The sequence below is a fragment of the Mesorhizobium sp. M1D.F.Ca.ET.231.01.1.1 genome (assembly GCF_003999155.2).
GTDB lineage: Bacteria > Pseudomonadota > Alphaproteobacteria > Rhizobiales > Rhizobiaceae > Mesorhizobium.
Map to the genome: position 1 here is coordinate 39019 of NZ_RZOZ02000008.1, position 17880 is coordinate 56898.

Annotated in this window: 18 protein-coding genes; 8 read left to right on the forward strand and 10 right to left on the reverse strand. The window is 63.7% G+C overall.

The annotated features are described in order from the left end of the window. The first annotated feature begins 84 nt into the window (after positions 1–84). On the forward strand, positions 85–513 hold the full coding sequence (locus EN874_RS20825) for an Lrp/AsnC family transcriptional regulator (protein WP_127427053.1): 429 nt from the start codon (positions 85–87) through the stop codon (positions 511–513). Positions 514–734: 221 nt separating this feature from the next. Here the strand turns inward: EN874_RS20825 and EN874_RS20835 are convergent, their stop codons facing one another. The 5 genes from EN874_RS20835 to EN874_RS20855 form a co-directional block, all read right to left on the reverse strand. Continuing rightward, a complete protein-coding gene (locus EN874_RS20835) occupies positions 735–2762 on the reverse strand; it encodes an aldo/keto reductase (protein ID WP_127427054.1) in 2028 nt (675 codons plus the stop codon). 54 nt (positions 2763–2816) lie between these two features. After that, a complete protein-coding gene (gene ugpC, locus EN874_RS20840; protein WP_127427055.1) occupies positions 2817–3902 on the reverse strand; it encodes a sn-glycerol-3-phosphate ABC transporter ATP-binding protein UgpC in 1086 nt (361 codons plus the stop codon). A gap of 12 nt (positions 3903–3914) precedes the next feature. Then, positions 3915–4751, reverse strand: coding sequence for a carbohydrate ABC transporter permease (locus EN874_RS20845; RefSeq protein WP_126086770.1), 837 nt, complete (start codon positions 4749–4751; stop codon positions 3915–3917). Next, a complete protein-coding gene (locus EN874_RS20850) occupies positions 4748–5608 on the reverse strand; it encodes a sugar ABC transporter permease (RefSeq protein WP_127427056.1) in 861 nt (286 codons plus the stop codon). The genes EN874_RS20845 and EN874_RS20850 overlap by 4 nt, the downstream gene beginning before the upstream one ends. A gap of 262 nt (positions 5609–5870) precedes the next feature. Beyond that, positions 5871–7139, reverse strand: coding sequence for an ABC transporter substrate-binding protein (locus EN874_RS20855; protein ID WP_127427057.1), 1269 nt, complete (start codon positions 7137–7139; stop codon positions 5871–5873). Between the two features lie 106 nt (positions 7140–7245). Between EN874_RS20855 and EN874_RS20860 the strand changes: the two genes are divergently transcribed. From EN874_RS20860 to EN874_RS20870, 3 genes are all read left to right on the forward strand, one after another. After that, on the forward strand, positions 7246–8112 hold the full coding sequence (locus EN874_RS20860) for a helix-turn-helix domain-containing protein (RefSeq protein WP_127427058.1): 867 nt from the start codon (positions 7246–7248) through the stop codon (positions 8110–8112). A 123-nt stretch (positions 8113–8235) separates the two neighbouring features. Further along, positions 8236–9420 carry an XRE family transcriptional regulator gene (locus tag EN874_RS20865; RefSeq protein ID WP_168247537.1) on the forward strand — a complete coding sequence of 395 codons (1185 nt, stop codon included), beginning with the start codon at positions 8236–8238 and terminating at the stop codon, positions 9418–9420. Between the two features lies 1 nt (position 9421). Next, a complete protein-coding gene (locus tag EN874_RS20870; protein WP_127427060.1) occupies positions 9422–9928 on the forward strand; it encodes a DUF4411 family protein in 507 nt (168 codons plus the stop codon). A gap of 177 nt (positions 9929–10105) precedes the next feature. Here the strand turns inward: EN874_RS20870 and EN874_RS20875 are convergent, their stop codons facing one another. The 3 genes from EN874_RS20875 to EN874_RS20885 all read right to left on the reverse strand — a co-directional run bounded on the left by EN874_RS20875 (position 10106) and on the right by EN874_RS20885 (position 12679). Further along, the gene (locus tag EN874_RS20875; protein ID WP_127427061.1) at positions 10106–11485 is read right to left on the reverse strand and encodes a HAMP domain-containing sensor histidine kinase; all 1380 of its coding nucleotides are present in this window, start codon (positions 11483–11485) and stop codon (positions 10106–10108) included. A gap of 67 nt (positions 11486–11552) precedes the next feature. Then, positions 11553–11933 (reverse strand): YkvA family protein, encoded by a 381-nt coding sequence (locus EN874_RS20880; RefSeq protein WP_127427062.1) that lies wholly within the window; start codon positions 11931–11933, stop codon positions 11553–11555. Between the two features lie 68 nt (positions 11934–12001). Beyond that, on the reverse strand, positions 12002–12679 hold the full coding sequence (locus EN874_RS20885; RefSeq protein ID WP_127427273.1) for a winged helix-turn-helix domain-containing protein: 678 nt from the start codon (positions 12677–12679) through the stop codon (positions 12002–12004). Between the two features lie 201 nt (positions 12680–12880). On the opposite strand from EN874_RS20885, the gene EN874_RS20890 reads away from it, so the two are divergent. After that, a complete protein-coding gene (locus tag EN874_RS20890) occupies positions 12881–13513 on the forward strand; it encodes an isoprenylcysteine carboxylmethyltransferase family protein (RefSeq protein ID WP_127427063.1) in 633 nt (210 codons plus the stop codon). Between the two features lie 139 nt (positions 13514–13652). Beyond that, the gene (locus EN874_RS33770; RefSeq protein ID WP_168247538.1) at positions 13653–13793 is read left to right on the forward strand and encodes a hypothetical protein; all 141 of its coding nucleotides are present in this window, start codon (positions 13653–13655) and stop codon (positions 13791–13793) included. A gap of 120 nt (positions 13794–13913) precedes the next feature. On the opposite strand, the gene EN874_RS20895 is transcribed toward EN874_RS33770, so the two are convergent. Continuing rightward, positions 13914–14132: a hypothetical protein gene (locus tag EN874_RS20895; RefSeq protein WP_127427064.1), complete on the reverse strand. Its 219-nt coding sequence runs from the start codon at positions 14130–14132 to the stop codon at positions 13914–13916. Continuing rightward, complete coding sequence (locus EN874_RS20900) at positions 14129–14884, reverse strand: COG4280 domain-containing protein (protein ID WP_127427065.1); 756 nt, start codon at positions 14882–14884, stop codon at positions 14129–14131. Before EN874_RS20900 ends, EN874_RS20895 begins: the two co-directional genes overlap by 4 nt. A gap of 201 nt (positions 14885–15085) precedes the next feature. Between EN874_RS20900 and EN874_RS20905 the strand changes: the two genes are divergently transcribed. Together EN874_RS20905 and EN874_RS20910 are read left to right on the forward strand one after the other, a co-directional pair. Beyond that, positions 15086–16579: an aldehyde dehydrogenase family protein gene (locus EN874_RS20905; RefSeq protein ID WP_127427066.1), complete on the forward strand. Its 1494-nt coding sequence runs from the start codon at positions 15086–15088 to the stop codon at positions 16577–16579. A 165-nt stretch (positions 16580–16744) separates the two neighbouring features. Continuing rightward, a complete protein-coding gene (locus tag EN874_RS20910) occupies positions 16745–17764 on the forward strand; it encodes an LLM class flavin-dependent oxidoreductase (protein ID WP_127427067.1) in 1020 nt (339 codons plus the stop codon). Positions 17765–17880 lie beyond the last annotated feature (116 nt).

Below are 17880 nucleotides of genomic sequence, written 5' to 3' on the forward strand. Positions count from 1 at the left end.
TCGCAGCTTGCCTGTCGAAAGGAAGCGTGGAATCTGGCAAAGTGAAGCCCATGTTTAGGCAATATGCCGAAGGAGATCGTCGAAATGATCAGCGATGCGGAACAGGCCCTGCTTTCGCTTTTGCGCGCCAACGCGCGCGCTTCGACCGCGGAGCTGGCGAGGAAGCTCGGCGTGTCGCGCACCACGGTGCAGAGCCGCATCGAGCGGCTGGAGCAGCGCGGCATCATCGCGGGCTACGGTGTGCGGCTATCGCCCGACTATGAGCAGGGACTGGTCCGGGCGCATGTGCTGCTCACCGTCACGCCCAAGCTCGCCGACAAGGTGGTGCGCGCCTTGCAGGCGCTGCCGCAGGTGCGGACGCTGCATTCGGTGAGCGGCAACTTCGACATGATCGTCATCGTCGACGCGCCGTCGATCCGGGACCTCGACGCGCTGCTCGACCGGATCGGCGCTATGGACGGGGTGGAGCGGACCTCGTCGTCGATCATCCTGTCGACAAGGGTGGATCGGTAGGCGGGATCAGGCGGGACAGCGCCCCCCTCTGCCCTACCGGGCATCTCCCCCACGAGGGGGGAGATCAGATTTCACGCCGGCTTTCGCCAATCTCAAACGTTGCAGGAATGAGCAAGGCGCCGAAACTGACAATCTCCCCCCAAGTGGGGGAGATGGCCGGCAGGCCAGAGGGGGGCGCGAAGGAATGAGGCGTCCATTTTTTGCTCGCCCGTAATTTGACTCTACGCCCTCCTCCGTTCCGGTCCCTCATCCAGCCACGCCAAGTCCTCCGGCGTAAGCTCGATATCCAGCGCCCTGAGGCTGTCCTCCAGCTCGTCCAGCGTGCGCGGGCCGATCAGCGGCACCGACGGGAAGGGCTGCGCCAGGACGTAGGCCAGCGCGACATGGATCGGGCTCTTGCCCAGCCGCTTGGCGAGCTCGATGGCGCGGTCGCGGCGGCCGAAATTCTTTTCCGAATACCAGACCCGCACGAGCTCCTCATTGTCGGTCCGGTCACGCCCGGCGCGCTCGGTGAAGAAGCCGCGGCCCTGGCTCGACCAGGCGAAGTTGGGCATCTGCCGCGCCGCCAGCCAGGCTTTCCAGGCATCGGTGGACGAGGTGATGCAGCCCGCCCAGATCGGCTCCAGCATCTCGGCCAGCGAGAAATTGTTGGAGAGGGCGCCGGGCTTCTGCTTGCCGTTCCTTTCGGCATAGGCGATTGCCGCGTCCATGCGCTCCATCGTCCAGTTGGAGCCGCCGAACAGGCCGCGGATGCGGCCGGCCTTGGCCTCGCGGTCCATGGCGTCGACGAACTCGCCGACCGGCACGTCCGGATTGTCGCGATGCATGAAATAGATATCGACATGGTCGGTCTGCAGGCGGTCGAGCGACTGGGCAAGCTGCTTGCCGATGACATCGGGATAGCAGAGCGGCGAATGCGCGCCCTTGGCGATGATGACCGACTGCTCGCGCACGCCGCGATTCTTAAGCCACTGGCCGAGCAGCGTCTCGGTGTAGCCGGCGCCATAGACATAGCCGGTGTCGAACAGATTGCCGCCGGCCTCGAAGAAGGCGTCGAGCAGGATCGCACCGGAAGAGAAGGTGCGGAAATCCTCGAAGCCGAGCGCCAGCCGCGAGGCTGGGCGCGGCAGGCCCGGAATGGCGCGTTTGCCGATGGCGGTGCCGTTGGTTTGCAGCGGCCGGCCGGCGATGGTGTTGACGCGCTTAGCCGGCTTTTCGATCTCGTACTCCAGTCCGACCGCTGCCCGCCATCTGTCCAAAACACGCAGATTGTTGAGGCTGTCGGCCCAGCCCATGCCCGGCCAGGCGAATTCCTGCCGGCCGGCCAGGATCGCCTCGCCGGCGGCATCGACCTCGAAGGAATAGAGGTGGCGCGTCTCGTTGACGCTGATCGTCTCGCGCTCGCCGCCGGACCGGATCACCTCGATCCGGCCCGGTCCGACATCGCGATTGCCGCCGGCGAACCAGAAGTCCGGCACCTCGATCTGGCCCTTGGTGCCAAGGATGCGCAGCACATTGTCCTGGTTGAGCGAAATGCTGCAGGAGACCTCGGCGACGATGCCGCCGGGAAAGTGCAACAGTGCCGAGGCCCATTCGTCGACGCCGGACTGGCCGAGATGGGCGGCGCCCGCGACCTTGTCGGGCTCGAGCAAGGGCTGCCCCGCCGCGGCGCCGGCGATCAGCCTGGCCATCGACACCGGATAGCCGCCGACATCGAGGATGCCGCCGCCGGCCAGCTCGTTGGCATAGAGCCGGTGCTCCGGCATGAAGCCCGGCATGGCGAAGCCGAAGCTCGACTTGATCATGCGCACCTCGCCGATGACGCCCGACTTGATCAGCTCCACCAGCTGCAGCGTCTGCGGGTGCAGCCGGTACATGAAGGCTTCGCCCAGAAACGTGCCGGCCTTGCGCGCCGCGTGCATCATGGCGTCGGCCTCGAAGGCGGTCAGCGCCAGCGGCTTTTCGCACAGCACATGTTTGCCGGCTTCGGCGGCCTTGATCGCCCATTCGGCATGGCCGGGATGCGGGATCGAGATGTAGACGGCGTCGACGCCGCGGTCGGCCAGCAGCGCGTCATAGCCGTCGAGGATGCGCGCGCCGCGGAAAGTCTCGGCAAGACCGGGCTTGCCTGGATTGCGGGCGCCGAGCGCGACCAGCTCGCCGGTGCGCGACCGCGCCACGCCGCCGGCAAAGGACCTTGCGATGCTGCCGGGTCCAAGAATGCCCCAGCGGATTTTTCCAGATGTCATGTCGAATTCTCCATGGGTCGCCGCCACGCCTTCGCAAGCGGGCGGAAAAGGAAGTCAGCGGATCCTCGCGCCTGTCTTGTCGAAGAGCAGCGAGCGCTCGGCCTTGATCGCGACGGTGAAATGTTCGCTGCTGGCGCGCTGGCGGGCGGCCTCGCGCTCGATGATCAGCTCCTCGGGTCCGGCATCGGCGTAGACATAGCTCACCGAGCCCAGATGCTCGGCGACGTCGGCCTTGACCGGGATGTCGCAATCGCCCTCGCCGGCCTCGAAGAAATGCTCCGGCCTGACGCCGAGCACGACGTCGGCGCCGATCGCAGGCATGGCCTTGCACACCGGCTTGCGCAGCCTGGCGCCGCCGTGATTGACGAGCTCGATGATTGCTGCGCTGTTGGACGTCTCGACGACCTTCGCCGCGATGAAATTCATCTTCGGCGAGCCGATGAAGCCGGCGACAAAGCGGTTGGCCGGATCGTCATAGAGGTCGAGCGGGGCGCCGATCTGCTCGACATTGCCGCCTTTGAGCACGACGATGCGGTCGGCCAGCGTCATCGCCTCGGTCTGGTCGTGCGTCACATAGATCATGGTGACGCCGAGCTCCTTGTGCAGGCGCGAGATCTCGACCCGCATCTGCACCCTCAGCTCGGCGTCGAGATTCGAGAGCGGCTCGTCGAAGAGAAAAACCTGCGGCTCTCGCACGATGGCGCGGCCGATGGCGACGCGCTGGCGCTGGCCGCCGGAGAGTTGCTTCGGCCGCCGCTGCATCAATTCGTCGATGCGGAGGATCTCGGCGGCGCGCTTCACGCGCCGTTCGGTGTCGGCTTTCGGGTTGCCGTTCATGCGCAGCCCGAAGGAGAGGTTCTGCTCCACCGTCATGTGCGGATAGAGAGCGTAGGACTGGAACACCATGGCGATGCCGCGGTCGGCCGCCTCGACGTCGTTCACCAGCTTGCCGCCGATGGCGATCTCGCCGCCGCTGATGTCCTCCAGCCCGGCGATCATGCGCAGAAGCGTGGACTTGCCGCAGCCGGAGGGACCGACAAAGACGACGAACTCACCGTCGGCGACGTCGATGTCGGCGCCGTGGACGACCTCGAAATTGCCGAAGTGCTTGACGACGTTGCTAAGTGTGACCGCTGCCATCTCGCTCCTGTCCTATTTGACCGCGCCGGCGGCGATGCCGGCGATGAAATGACGCTGCAAGAGCACGAACACGATGAGCATCGGCACGGTCAGCATCACCGCGCCGGCCATGATGCCGCCCCACGAGACCTTGGTCAGGCCGATCAGCGTGCCGAGCGCCACCGGCGCCGTCATCGCGCCGGGCTGGCTGTTGATCAAAAGCGGCCAGAGATAGTTGTTCCAGGACGCAAGGAAGAGGATGATGGCCAAGGCCGCCAGCATCGGCCGCGCCAGAGGCAGCGCGACGAACAGGAAGATGCGCCATTCCTTGACGCCCTCGACCCTTGCGGCGTCGAACAGCTCGGCCGGCATCATCGAAAAAGCCTGGCGCATGAAGAGCACGCCGAGCGAATTGAACAGCGGCGGCACGATCAGCGCGATCCAGGTGTTGGCGAGCTGGAAGTCGCGCGCCACCATGATGAATTGCGGGATCAGCACCACGGCATAGGGCAGCGTGATGGTGCCGAGGATGATCGCCACGACGATACCCTTGCCGAGGAACTCGTAGCGCGCCAGCGCCCAGCCGGCCATCGAGGTGAGCAGCACCGAGAGGAAGGTGTAGGTCACCGCCACCGAGACCGAGATGCCGATGGCGCCAATGAAATTGGTGTCGCGCTGCAGATTGTTGACGTTCTCGAGGAAATTGTCGTGCGGCAGAAGCTCGATGCTGGGGCTGAAGATGCCGTTGTCGGGCATGGTGGAGAACACCACCATCATCCACAGCGGAAACAGCCAGACCAGCGCCAGCGGCGTCAGGACAAGATGCAGCAGGATGCTGCGGCCGAGGCGTCTTTGGGAGCGCGAGGTCATTTCGGCTCTCTCGTCAGCCAGAGCTGCACCAGGGTGATGGCGATGGCGAGGCCCGCCATGGTGTAGGCGACGGCCGAGGTATAGCCGAAATTGAGCGAGCGGAAGCCCTGCCGGTAGAGCAAGAGACCCAGTGTCTCGGTGCCGCCGCCCGGTCCGCCGCGCTCGGTGATCAGGAACGGTTCGGTGAAAAGCTGCATGGTGCCGATGATCGACAGCACGGCGCAGAAGACGATGACCGGCTTCAACAGCGGCAAGGTGATGTGGAAGAACTGCCTAACCTTGCTGACACGGTCGAGCGTCGCCGCCTCGTAGACGTCGTCGGGAATCGACTGCAGGCCGGCAAGGATGATGATGGCGTTGTATCCGGCCCAGCGCCACGTCACCGCGATCATGATCAGCGCCATGGCCGGCGTGACGTTGGAGAACCAGTCGATCTTGGGCAGGCCGACGCCGTTCAGGAGCTTGTTGACGATGCCGAAATCGAGGCTGAACATCAGCCGGAACACCGCCGAATAGGCCACCTCGCCGACCACGACCGGGGCGAAGAAGGCGAAGCGGTAGAGGCCGCGCGCCTTGAGCAGCGGCGAATTCAAAAGCACCGCCATCACGATCGCCAGCGAGATCATGACCGGCACCTGGATGACGAGGATGAGCAGCGTGTTCTTCAGCGCGTTGAAGAAGGCGGGGTCGCCGATCAGGCGGCCCCAGTTGAAGGTCGGCGCGAAGCGCCACGGCACGGTGCGTGTCGCCTGGAAGGAGATCAGGAACGAGCTGATGATCGGCCAGATCCAGAAGATGGCGAAGATCAGCAGATAGGGCGTGAGGAAGCGATACGCGGTGGCGTTGCGGTAGCGCATCGTGCTCCTCCTTCCTTTCCTGTCGCGCCTTCTTGACCAGCGCAGTTTCGATATTCGCCTGGAGTTTGCCTGAGCAGCGCCATTGTCGATCTAGGCGCTGCCCTATCTTGCCTTCTCCCCTGTGGGAGAAGGTGGCCGCGAAGCGGCCGGATGAGGGGTGTTCCAGCTTGGCAACGACGGCAGTCCGTCCAACACCCCTCATTGGTCTTGGCGCTGCGCCAATCCACCTTCTCCCCCACAAGGGGAGAAGGAAAAGTGGCGCTCACTTGACCGGCAGGCCGGTCGCCGCGGCGATCTGGCTGGCGGCGTCGTCGAGCGCGGCCTTGGCGTCCGCGTAGCCGCCGGCCAGATACTTGGTCTGCACGGCGCGCACGATGATCTCGGCGTCGCTCTGGAACGGCGTGCCGCGGCTCGGCGCGACCTTTGGCAAGGTGGCAAGGATGTCCTTCCACACCGCCTGGTCGCCCCAATAGGGCTGGCCGTGCGCGACGTAGGGATCCTCGAGCGCCGAGATCAGAGAGGGCACCAGGCCGAAATCCTTCAGCATGGTGATCTGACCCTCATTGGTCTCCAGCGTGTATTTGAGATAGGCGTAGGCCGCTTCCTTGTTCTTCGAGGCGGCGGTGATGGCCAGGGAGGAGCCGCCGAGATTGGCGGCGCGCGGGCCGTCGGCGGTCAGGCTCGGCATCAGGTAGACGCCCCATTTGCCGTTTTCCTTCGGCGATTCGGTGCGGATCGTGCCCTCGTACCAGCCGCCATAGACCTGGGTGGCGACGGTGCCGGCGGTGTTGTTGGTGATCTTGGTCGACCAGTCGGCCGAAGTGACGATGCCGGCGTCCTTCATCTCCTTGACCTTGGTCATGGCGTCGACGCATTTCGGCTGATTGACCGTGATCGACTGGCCGTCCTCGGCGAAATAGGCGCAGCCCTGTTCGTTCGAGATCATGCGGAAGAATTCGGTGTCGCCGTTGAAATCGGCATTGGTCATCGAGACGCCTGGATTGGCGGCCTGGATCTTCTTGCCGGCGGCGATGAAATCGTCCCAGGTCTTGATCGAGGCCGGATCGACGCCGGCCTTCTCGTAGAAGTCGCGGCGATAGAAGACGGCGACCGGGCCGGAATCCCAGGGCATGGCATAGGCCTTGTCGCCGACCTCGAGCTCGGTGCGCTTGAAGTCGGGGAATTTCTTCTCATCGTCCGCCGTGTAGCCCAGCGTGTGCAGGTCGACGAAGCAGTCGGGGAACTGGCTCCAGTAGTTCTCGGCCTCGCCGTTCTCGATCGAGACGATGTCCGGCAGGCCGACGCCGCCGGCGGCGCAGCCGGCGATCGACTTGTCATAGGTCGGCTGGTTGCCGAGGTCCTGAACCGTGACCTTGATATCGGGGTATTTCTTGTTGAAGCCCTCGATCGTCGACTTCAGCGACGAAGCGGCGATGTTCCAGCTCCAGATCGTCAGTTCGCCGGATTGCGCCAAGGCCGGGCCGGAGCCCAGGGCAAGCAAAAGCGTGGCGCAGGTCAGTGTGGTGCGCATTGAAATCCTCCCATTTCGTTTGCTCTCTCACCGTGAGCATGGCTAGAATATGCGGCGCGGAAGGCTTGTCCCCGACAAAGGGAATAAGAAGTTGGCGGAAAGTAAGATGCCGGAGCGTCCGTTCTATCAGCCAGGCGCGGGCGTCGAAGGCCTGCCTTTCGCCATGCAGATGTTCCACAACCACCCGCTGGTGATGCTGAAGCCGCATTGGCACGCCCAGGTGGAAGTGAATTTCATCGTGCGCGGCAGCGTGCATTACCGCATGGCCGAGCATGAGATCTCGCTGTCGGCCGGCGAGATGTGCCTGTTCTGGGGCGGGCTGCCGCACCAGATGGACGATCTCTCCGACGACGCGATCTATGCCGGCGCGCATCTGCCGCTGGTGCATTTCTTCAGGCTGCATCTGCCGGCCGATGTCCGGCACCGGCTGATGACCGGCGCGACACTGGTGACGAATGCCACCGACCAGTCCGACAACGACAATTTCAAGCGCTGGAACGAGTATGCGCGCTCGGGCGATGCGGCCAAGGCCGAACACGCCGTCAACGAGCTGCTGCTGAGGCTTGAGCGGGTGCGTTTCGAGCCCTACCGGCTGGTGCCGGAAACGGCAATCGGACACGGCGCCGGCAGCCCCTTCGACCAGCAGTCCTCGCGCAATGTCGGGCGCATGTGCGATTTCATCGCCGAGAATTTCCTCTACGACATCGACTGCGTGAACATCGCCTCAGCGGCCGACATCCATCCGAAATACGCCATGAGCCTGTTCAAGAAATCGACCGGCATGACGCTCAACGAATATGTCAATCTCTTGCGGCTGAGTTACGCGCAGGCGCTTCTGATGCATGAGGGCGCCAATGTGCTGAAGGTGGCCATGGACTCGGGCTTCGGCTCGCTCAGCGCCTTCAACAAATCCTTCCGCAAGCTTGCCGGCATGTCGCCCTCCGATTTCCGCCGGGCGGGAGCCGCGCGGTAGCGGAACGCTCTAACTCTTTGGAACATATCCCCTTCAAGCAAATGTAAGCGCGCCTTAAGAAAATTCTGCGCAGCGTCAAGTGAACCGTGGATTTGTCCTAATCATTAGGTAAGGATGCGACGCATGGCCGGGGGTGCACAGGAACGGATTCCGTTTAACAGCGAAGTTTTTCGCTGGGCGAGGAACCGTGTCCACGGCGATATCAAGGAAATTGCACGGCGGATCAACGTAAGCCCAGACAGGCTTGCGGAATGGGAATCAGGCGACAGATCGCCCACGGTCAAACAGGCGAGACGCCTAGCTGATATCTACGATCGGCCGTTTCTGGAGTTCTTCTCCAAGGAAATTCCCCACGTGCCGCCGACTGAGCTTGTGCCCGACTTTCGTTTTCATAGTGGGGGCACGCCAGGGCAAGAACTCGCTGCTCTGGAGGAGGTCCAGCGGTGGGCGGAAGAACAACGGCTCAACGCTCTAGATCTTCTGGAAATCATCGGAGACGAACCACCAAAATTCCCGTCCGATCTATATTCGTCGGTGAATGATGACGTCGAATCGATAGCTGAGAAGGTGCGTGACACCATCAAATTCAGCGTCGAAAGACAGCTTTCCATACGATCTGATCAACGCGACCAATTCCCAAATTTTCTCAGGCGCAAATTCGAAGAAATCGGAGTTCTGGTTCTTCGCATGAACGGGATAACGCGGCTTCGGACGAGGGGTATTTGCCTGTTCGCGGAGCCGCTTCCAATTATTGTGTACGGAGGCGAGGCACCTAGCGCGCAGGCATTTACGCTTTCGCACGAGCTTGCCCATATCCTGCTTAGGCAAAGCGCCATTAGTGGCCCACCCAGGTTTGGAGGGGCAAAGGGCCTCAAACAAATCGAGGCATGGTGCAACCGCTTTGCAGCGGCCTTTCTTATGCCGAAGAAGGCCATCGAAAAAGAAATGGGCGGCCTGAAAGCGCCAATGGATGAGATTGGAGAAAAAGAGCTCCGGTCGATGGCAAATCGCTATGCCGTAAGTCGTCATGCGATGCTGATCCGGCTGGTAGCGCTTGGGTTCGTGAAGCCCGCTTTTTATTGGTTCGTCAAGCGCCCCGAGTTCATCAAAGAGGAAGAGGAATACGTGGGAGGCGGAAGGCCGAAGTATTACGGCCAGCGCTATCGCTCAAGTCGCGGTGATTTCTATACGGGACTGGTTATCGAAGCTTGGAACAGCGGACGAATTACAAACCACAACGCGGCAGAATTCATGGGGATCAAGAGCCTGTCGCACCTATACGACATAAGGAACCACTTCGGGGACTAGAGTGCCGGCTTATTGCCTCGACACGTCTGGCTTCAGTAATCCTCTGGAGAACCTTCCGGAGGATATTTTCGCATCCCTGTGGGCGCAAGTTTCGAAGGTAGTCGAGGCGGGCAAGCTTTGCTGCAACCAAGAAATCCTGGACGAACTTGATTCCATTGAAGGCAAGATCGGCGAGTGCCTAAAATCGTGCGCTGAATCAATGTGTTACGAAGTCGGCGATGACAAGTGGCCGTGGACGGAGTACCTTGATTGCGTCGAGATGCTAAAGGCCAAGTACGAATCGGTGATTTCCGAATATAACGGAAACCGCAAGGGCACAGTTGGCTTGAATGATATTTCAATCATAGCGCTGGCGATGACCTTGAAGCTTCCGGTGATAAGCATGGAGAAGCCGAACACGTACCAGCAGAGCGCCAAGAAAATGCGCATTCCGGACATCTGCAAGATGGAAGGCGTGGCGCACCTGTCGTTCAATGAGTTCCTAAGAGCGGAAGGGATATCGATATGACGTTGTCGCTTCCTCGACCTCGGCCTGGGCGGAATAGGTGACGGTGATCTTTTCGCCAGGGTCTTCACCTCGTTCCCGAACCGGCGGACTTCGCAAGCCTAAAGACCGGAGTTTTCGAGCGGCTGGCAGCGGCTATACAAGTGCGTAAGACGGTTCGAACAGAACATACCAGTCCCGTCAGGCAGCTGGAGTTCCCACGGCCGGGAAGCTGACGATCACGGCGAGCCCTGGATTGTTGTCCTCCAGCGTGATGGTGGCGCCATGCAGGTCGGCCACCGCCTTGACGAGGCTGAGGCCCAGGCCGCTGCCAGGCGTCGTGCGGCTGGAATCCAGCCGGTAGAGCCGCTGGAAGACTTTTTCGCGCTCCTCCGCCGGGATGCCGGGACCGTTGTCGCTTACATGGACCAGGATTCGGTCGTCCTGCCCGGTCACCGCCAGCTCGATCGACGTGCCCGGCGGGCCGTGCCCGAGCGCGTTCTCGACCAGATTGGCGAGCATCTGCATCAGCAGGTCACGATCGCCGTGGATATACCATTTGGTGTCCGGAACGAGTTTTGTGGACAGGGACTTCCCGTCATCCTCCGCTACATCGGCATAGACCTCGCCGATGGTGCCGACGACGCTGCCGACGTCGAGATCGACGAAGCGCGCCTTGCGCGCGCCGGCCTCGATCTGGGCGATGCGCAGCAGCGCGTCGAAGGTCTCGTTGATCTGCCGGCTTTCGGCGCGGGCGTCCGACAGCTCGGCCGCGACTTCCTCGCCTGCAGCCGTCTTGTCGGCTGCCTGCTCCAGGATCATCTGCAGCCGGTTGAGCGGCGTCTTGAGGTCATGCGCGATGTTGGCGCTGACCTCCCTCATGCCGTCGACCAGCGCGGACAGCCGGTCGAGCGCGGCGTTGACCTGGGCGGAGACGGCGTCGATGTCGTCACCATTGCCGATCAGCGGGATGCGCGCGTCCAGCCGTCCGTGCGAGACGTCGACCATGGTGGCGGCGATGCCGTCGAGCCGCCGCTGGACACGCGAGGCGAGCAAGGCGCCGCCGGCGATCGCGAGCCCGGTGATGAACAGCATGCCCCAGCCGAAGCTCATCAGCACGATGGTCTCCAGCTCGTCGGTCTCGGCCAGCGAGAAGGCGACCGTGAGGCTGTTGCCGCCGACCTCGCCCGTATAGGCGCGATACATCGTGTCGGGCGGCACCCCCGGCAATCTGGCGGCAAACATGGAGAAACCGTCGGGCAGGCCTGAAGCGGTGAAATTTCCGGCCAGATGGTTGCCGTCGGCGTCGCTCAGCGAGAAAAGCTGGTCCTTGTCGGGGCTGAGGTCGGCGTTGTTGTTGACCGAGGCGACAAGGTCCTCCTTCTCGTTCCCGGCATAGGTCAGGGCCACGACCGTATAGGTTTCCTTGATCGATTGATCGAGCCGTCTCGCGAGGTCCGCGCTCATCAGCTGGTAGACGACAGCGCCGGACAGGATGAAGGCGAGCACGAACAGGAAGGCAAAGGTCAGCGCCAGCCGGAACGGCGTGCTGCGCAGCAGGCTGACGCGTGTTTCTTTCATCGCTCAAACTATTTGTTCTTACGCAATTCCGAACGGAAAACCGTTACACACTTTTCCTGGAATTGCTCTAGACGGACTTCGGCCAGAACAACCACAGCAAGGCCAGTGCCGCCAATATCCAAACCGCGATCATGAAGATCAGCCCCGCCTTGCTGACCGGCTTGGCGCGGCGCGTGGCCTCGTCGCGGAATTCCTGCATAAGACCGGCAGGGACCAGCTTCACCGCCAGCATGATGCCGAGCGGGACGATCAAAAGGTCATCCAGATAGCCGAAGACCGGGATGAAATCCGGAATGAGGTCGATGGGGCTGAGGGCATAGGCCGCGACCGCACCGGCAACGGCCTTCGCATACCAGGGAACGCGCGGATCGCGGGCAGCGAGCCACAACGCCACCACGTCGCGCTTGATGCCGCGCGCCCATCGCTTTGCAGTGTCCAGCATCGACATGCCGCTTATATACGGGCAGCTTGTCGGGCATGCGAGATGCGATCAGGCCTGGATCGTCAACCTTGGGGTCAACCTTGGGCGTGCAGGCTGTAGCCGGTGTTGCGCACGGTGTGGATGAGCGCCAATTCGAACGGCCTGTCTACCTTGGCCCTGAGCCGGCTGATATGGGTCTCGACGACGCTGGTCTTGGGGTCGAAATGGAAATCCCAGACGCGCTCCAGCAGCATGGTGCGCGTGATGACGCGGCCCTCGCCGCGCATCAGCACCTCGAGCAGGCTGAATTCCCGGGGCTGCAGGTCGATCACCTGGCCCTGCCGGGTCACGCGGCGCATGATCAGGTCCATTTCGAGATCGGCGACGCGCAGGCTGGTCTTCTGCTCCTGCGCCGCCGGCCGCCGGCCGAGCGCGTTGATGCGGGCGAGCAGCTCGGAAAAGGCGAAAGGCTTGACGAGATAGTCGTCGCCGCCGGCCTCGAGCCCTTCGACCCGGTCGTCGACGCCGCCGATCGAGGTCAGGAATATGGTCGGCGTCGTGACGCCCGCCGCGCGCACCGCCTTGATCATCGACAGGCCGTCGAGGCCGGGGACCATGCGGTCGGCCACGATGACGTCATAGGCATCGCGGGTCGCCGCGACGAGCGCGTCATGGCCGTTGCGCAAGAGGTCGCAGGCGTGCCCGGCTTCGCAGAGCCCCCTGACGATGTAGTCGGCCGTCCTTGGGTCATCCTCAACCAGCAGAAGTCGCATGTTGGCGTATCGTCCGGATTCCATCGCAGACGCCATGGTAGCATCGGCGATGAGCCATTCCCACAAGCCGGGCTTACGCGCGCCTGTCCAGCTCCTTACAAATTCGTAAGAATGACCGAAAATACTGATCGGGCCTCGCAATGAGGTTGGAGAAAGGCTAGTGGGGTAACGTCCCGCCCGGGCCGGAGTGACCGAAACCGAATGGCTTACACATTGCTCAAGTCAGCGCCGAAAGCGTTCGACCAGCACAGGCGCCTGATCGTCGTCCAGGCCGCAGCGGTGGTGGCCATCGTGCTGCTGCTGTTCTCCAAGCCGTTTCTCAGCGAGGGATCGAGCGGGCACGAGCTGGTGGAGACGGCCGGCTTCGGCCTCGTGCTGATCTGCTTCCTCGGCCGGCTGTGGAGCATCCTCTATGTCGGCGGCAGGAAGAACGACGAACTGATCGTCTCGGGTCCGTTCTCGATGACCCGCAACCCGCTCTATTTCTTCTCGACCATCGGCGCGGTCGGCATCGGGCTGATGTTCGGATCGGTGCTGGCGGCCGTGACGCTCGGCCTCGCGAGCTTCCTCGTCTTCCGCTTCACCGCCGGCCGGGAAGCCGAGTTCCTGTCCGGCAAGTTCGGCGCCGCCTACACCGCCTATGCCGAACGAACGCCGCGTTTCTGGCCGAACCCAATGCTTTACCGCGACCAGGATCAGTGGGTGTTTTCCACCGGCGCGCTGAAAAGCACGTTCCGGGACGGGCTTTATTTCCTGGCCTTGTTCCCGCTCATCGAGACGGTCGAGCATTTTCGCGTGATCGGCATGCTGCCGACCTTGTTCACGATCTACTGATCGCGATCGACCCGATTGCACCCAAAAGAAGTCAGCGGCAACGCCTTGAGTCCGGGCTGGCGAAGCATATACGTAGATATAACTTTGGCGGTCGGCTGGCGCGATGGACGTTCGCATATCGAAACACAATAGGCTCTCGGTGTTCGAGCTCGACGCCTTGCGAGAAGCTTTCAAGCGATCGGTCCGCGAGAACAACGTCACCGAAATCAAGTGGGCCGAGCACGCCGAGCTTTTCGTGAAACGCATGATCCGCAAGGAAAGCCGCGCAATCCGAGGTTGACCTGACCTGCCCGATGCCTCGGCTTAAAGCACGTCGCGTGGGAAAGATTCACGCGCCCCGCTTTAAATCTTTGATTTCAAGCATGTCTTTGTCCCGAAACCGGTCCACGGGAGACATGCTTTAGGTCCGGCCGCCGCCGCGCGCGGCGCGCCTCGTGCTTTCCAAAAGGATCGCCAGACAGCCGACCAGGATCAGGACGCCGCCGGCGAGCGGCGGCAACGCAAGCAGCTTCACGGCGCCGGCCACCAGGGCAATCAGGAGCAGCGACAGAAGCGCGAGACTGCCGTCGTCGACGAACATGCCGATGAGCTCCTTCAGGACAAGGCGGATGATCCTCATCGGGCAATTCCTTCAGCGGGCGCCGCGTGGCTGCCGCGCAGCCGTCGCACCATGGCGAAGGATGCGGCGGCGATGACGGCAAAGATGGCAAGCAGCGCAAGGTCCTCGCCTGGCCATTCGGCGCCGAGGCCTTCGCCTGTCCAGAACACGCCGAAGCTGGTCAGCATCAGGCCGACGACGAATTTGAGCGCATTTTCCGGCACGCGCGCCAACGGCCGGTGCACGGCCAGCCCGATCAGCATCACCAGCATGAAGGCCGCCAGCGCGCCGAGGCCGGCTTGAAGCGTCCGGCCGTGGGCGCCGCCGACGGCAATGACGATGAACACCACCTCGACGCCCTCGAGCAGCACCGCCTTGAAGGCGGCGACGCCGGCCAGATAATCGGCGCGGCGGTCTTCGGCCTGGTGGCTGAGCGCGTCGGTCTCGCGCGAAAAGGCGGCCTCCTCGTCGCGGAGCGCGATGACGCCGGCGCTGCGCAGGATCGCCTTCCTGAGCCAGCGCATGCCGAACAGGACCAGAAGCACGCCGACCGCGAACTGCAACGGCGTGATGGGGACGAGCGCCAGCAGCGGCCCGAAGGCCAGCACCAGCGCGGCCAGCACCGCGAGCGCCGATGCGGCGCCGGTCAGCGCCGGCCGCCAGCCGCGCGTCACGCCGACGGCGAGCACGATTGTGAAGGCTTCGACCACCTCGACGAAGGACGCCAGGAAGGAAGCCGCAACGGTGGAGAGAACGGGCGTCAGCTCATGCATGAACGGGTGCCGGGCTCCGTTTTTGCCGCCCCCTTGCCGGATGGCGGGCCGGTTCGGCCTTGTTCAGCAGGCGATGAAGCACAAAGTATGGCGGATGGACAAATCAGGCGCCGGCGACCGGACATTCGACGGCGGAGCAAACTTGCGCCCATGCGCGGGCCGGTGCCATAACTCCATGCTCATCGGAGGAAGCGGCTTCAGATGACGTTATCGGTGAGGGACCTTTCCTTGCACACGCCGATCGACGGCCGGCACCGGCAGATGCTGATCGATGGTGAATGGCGCGATTCGGTGAGCGGCCGGACTCTCGAGACGCGCAACCCCGCCACCGGCGCCGTGATCGGCACCGTGCCGCTGTCGGATTCCCGGGACATCGACCTGGCGGTCGCGGCGGCGCGGCGGGCCTTCGAGGGGCCGTGGAGCCGCTTCAAGCCCTATGAGCGCCAGCAGCTGCTGCTCAAGATCGCCGATCTGATGGAGCGGCATTGGGAGGAGCTTGCGCTTTCCGACACCACCGACATGGGCATGCCGGTCACCCGCACCTTGGCCAACAAGAACCGCGTGCTCGGCATGCTGCGCTTCTACGCCGGCATGGCGACGTCGATCCATGGCCAGACCATCGGCAACTCGCTGCCGGGCGAGATCGTCTCCTTCACGCGCAAGGAGCCGGTCGGCGTGGTCGGCGCGATCATCCCCTGGAATGCGCCCACCGCCGCCTCGATCTGGAAGATCGGCCCGGCCCTGGCCACCGGCTGCACCATCGTCCTGAAGCCCTCGGAAGAAGCGCCGCTGACGCCGCTTCTGATCGCCGACCTGATGCAGGAAGCCGGCGTGCCGCCCGGCGTCGTCAATGTCGTGACCGGAACCGGCGCGGAGGCCGGCGCGCCGCTGGCCGCGCATATGGATGTCGACAAGCTGGTCTTCACCGGCTCTACCGCCACCGGACAGGCGATCCTGCGCGCCTCCGGCGCCAACATGAAGCGCGTGTCGCTGGAGCTCGGCGGCAAGTCGCCGGTGATCGTCCTGGCCGATGCCGACATCGAGCGCGCCGTGCCGGTGGCGGCGATGTCGGTCTTCGCCAATTCGGGCCAGGTCTGCATCGCCGGGTCGCGGCTCTTCGTCGAGCGGCCGATTTATGAGGAGTTCGTCGAGCGCGTGGCTGGTTTTGCCGCCAGGCTCCGGATCGGCGACGGCGCCGATCCGGAGACCGAGATCGGGCCGCTGATCTCGCCAAGGCAGCTCGAGCGCGTCGGCGGCTTCATCGCGGACGGCGCGCGCGAGGGCGCGCGGCTGGTGACGGGCGGTCAGCGCATCACCGAAGGCGCTTTGGCCGCCGGCAATTTCATGACGCCCGGCATCTTTTCCGGCGTCACCGACGGCATGCGCATCGCGCGCGAGGAAATCTTTGGACCGATCATCGCGGCGCTGCCCTTCGACACGCTGGACGAAGCGGTGCGGCGCGGCAACGACACGCCGTACGGCCTCGGCGCCGGCGTGTTCACCAAGGATGTCGGCAAGGCGCATCAGCTCGCCAACCGGCTGCGCGCCGGCTCGGTCTGGGTCAACACCTATCACGCGATCGACCCGGCCGTGCCGTTCGGCGGCTACAAGATGAGCGGCTACGGCCGCGAGGGCGGCGCCGATCATCTCGAGGAATATCTCAACACCAAAGGCGTCTGGATCCGGATCGATTGACGGTCTGTATCCTGCTGCGTTGCGTTGAACCGCCGCTCGGCTTCGACTATCTGCCTTGCGCAATCCCGACGCGGGAGCCGTTCTACGCTGTTCCTTGGTATTGCGTTGGAGCAACACAACAGTTCGGGCGGCCGAGCAGGCCCGCCCTGAAGCGGAATGGAGCGCATGAAAAAGATCGGGTTTCTGTCCTTCGGGCATTGGTCGCCGTCGCCGCAATCGGGCACGCGCTCGGGCGCCGACGCGCTGCTGCAGTCGATCGACCTCGCGGTCGCGGCCGAGGAGCTCGGCGCCGACGGCGCCTATTTCCGCGTCCACCATTTCGCCCGCCAGCTCGGCTCGCCCTTTCCGCTGCTTGCCGCGGCCGGCGCCAAGACCAGCCGTATCGAGCTCGGCACCGCCGTCATCGACATGCGCTACGAGAACCCGCTCTACATGGCCGAGGATGCGGGCGCCGCCGACCTCATCGCGGGCGGGCGTTTGCAGCTGGGAATCAGCCGCGGCTCGCCGGAGCAGGTGATCGATGGCTGGCGCTATTTCGGCTACGTGCCGGAAGAGGGCAAGACCGACGCCGACATGGCGCGCCGCCACGCCGAAGTCTTCCTCGAAGTGCTGCGCGGCCAGGGTTTCGCCCAGCCCAATCCGCGGCCGATGTTTCCCAATCCGCCCGGCCTGCTGAGGTTGGAGCCGTTCTCGGAGGGCTTGCGCGAACGGATCTGGTGGGGCGCGGCGACCAACGCCACCGCCGAATGGGCGGCCAGGCTCGGCATGAACCTGCAGAGCTCGACGCTCAAATTCGACGAGAGCGGCCAGCCGCTGCACATCCAGCAGGCCGAGCAGATAAGGGCCTACCGCGCCGCCTGGAAAGAAGCCGGCCACGAACGAGAGCCGCGCGTCTCGGTGAGCCGCAGCATCTTTGCTTTGGTCAACGACATGGACCGCGCCTATTTCGGCGGCAGCGAGGGCGAGGACCATTTCGGCTATATCGAGCCGGAAAAGCGCGCCGTGTTCGGCCGCACCTACGCCGCCGAGCCGGACAAGCTGGTCGAACAGCTCAGGGAAGACCAGGCGATCGCCGAGGCCGACACGCTGCTCTTGACCGTGCCCAACCAGCTCGGCGTCGACTACAACGCCCATGTCATCGAGGCGATCCTGAAGCACGTCGCGCCGGCGCTCGGCTGGCGGTGATGATCGATCGGACCGTGGCCGACCCGGGCCACGGCCGGTAAATTTTTCTACAGTCGAGGATCCTTTTCATCGGCCATCGCGTCTTGGCAAGACGAGAGGTTTTGCCGGCGGATACG

Bases quoted from the DNA above. Each gene is read 5' to 3' on its own strand.
- EN874_RS20825 (WP_127427053.1), top strand. From the start codon at position 85: ATGATCAGCGATGCGGAACAGGCCCTGCTTTCGCTTTTGCGCGCCAAC.
- EN874_RS20835 (WP_127427054.1), bottom strand. From the start codon at position 2,762: ATGACATCTGGAAAAATCCGCTGGGGCATTCTTGGACCCGGCAGCATC.
- ugpC (WP_127427055.1), bottom strand. From the start codon at position 3,902: ATGGCAGCGGTCACACTTAGCAACGTCGTCAAGCACTTCGGCAATTTC.
- EN874_RS20845 (WP_126086770.1), bottom strand. From the start codon at position 4,751: ATGACCTCGCGCTCCCAAAGACGCCTCGGCCGCAGCATCCTGCTGCAT.
- EN874_RS20850 (WP_127427056.1), bottom strand. From the start codon at position 5,608: ATGCGCTACCGCAACGCCACCGCGTATCGCTTCCTCACGCCCTATCTG.
- EN874_RS20855 (WP_127427057.1), bottom strand. From the start codon at position 7,139: ATGCGCACCACACTGACCTGCGCCACGCTTTTGCTTGCCCTGGGCTCC.
- EN874_RS20860 (WP_127427058.1), top strand. From the start codon at position 7,246: ATGCCGGAGCGTCCGTTCTATCAGCCAGGCGCGGGCGTCGAAGGCCTG.
- EN874_RS20865 (WP_168247537.1), top strand. From the start codon at position 8,236: ATGGCCGGGGGTGCACAGGAACGGATTCCGTTTAACAGCGAAGTTTTT.
- EN874_RS20875 (WP_127427061.1), bottom strand. From the start codon at position 11,485: ATGAAAGAAACACGCGTCAGCCTGCTGCGCAGCACGCCGTTCCGGCTG.
- EN874_RS20880 (WP_127427062.1), bottom strand. From the start codon at position 11,933: ATGTCGATGCTGGACACTGCAAAGCGATGGGCGCGCGGCATCAAGCGC.
- EN874_RS20885 (WP_127427273.1), bottom strand. From the start codon at position 12,679: ATGCGACTTCTGCTGGTTGAGGATGACCCAAGGACGGCCGACTACATC.
- EN874_RS20890 (WP_127427063.1), top strand. From the start codon at position 12,881: ATGGCTTACACATTGCTCAAGTCAGCGCCGAAAGCGTTCGACCAGCAC.
- EN874_RS20895 (WP_127427064.1), bottom strand. From the start codon at position 14,132: ATGAGGATCATCCGCCTTGTCCTGAAGGAGCTCATCGGCATGTTCGTC.
- EN874_RS20900 (WP_127427065.1), bottom strand. From the start codon at position 14,884: ATGCATGAGCTGACGCCCGTTCTCTCCACCGTTGCGGCTTCCTTCCTG.
- EN874_RS20905 (WP_127427066.1), top strand. From the start codon at position 15,086: ATGACGTTATCGGTGAGGGACCTTTCCTTGCACACGCCGATCGACGGC.
- EN874_RS20910 (WP_127427067.1), top strand. From the start codon at position 16,745: ATGAAAAAGATCGGGTTTCTGTCCTTCGGGCATTGGTCGCCGTCGCCG.